Origin of the sequence: Pantoea sp. EKM20T, assembly GCF_011800485.1 — a bacterium.
Taxonomy (GTDB): domain Bacteria; phylum Pseudomonadota; class Gammaproteobacteria; order Enterobacterales; family Enterobacteriaceae; genus Pantoea; species Pantoea agglomerans.
The window spans coordinates 1-248 of the sequence record NZ_JAALFW010000050.1 but is presented as its reverse complement, the minus strand read 5'-3'; the positions used below and the strand labels follow the sequence as shown (position 1 = coordinate 248).

Sequence of the window (248 nt, the reverse complement as noted above, 5' to 3'; positions counted from 1 at the left end):
GGCTCGGTCACCGACGACGCGCGGCCGACCCTTTCCGGCGACGCAACCGCCGACATCGATCACGTCAATATCTATGATAACGGCGAGCTCGTCGGCAGCGCAGCGGTGGACGCGGACGGCAAGTGGAGCTGGACGCCGGAGCAGGATATGGCGGACGGCACCTCTCACGATCTGACGGTTGCGGCGGTGGACGCGGCGGGCAACGAAGGCCCGCAGGCAGACGGCGACTGGAGCTTTACCGTTGACAC

Annotated in this window: 1 protein-coding gene; it reads left to right on the top strand. The window is 66.9% G+C overall.

Going from position 1 to position 248, the window contains the following annotated elements; translation table 11 throughout:
• The coding region (locus HFD94_RS22840; protein ID WP_167433557.1) for an Ig-like domain-containing protein at window positions 1-248 on the top strand (248 nt) is incomplete at both ends.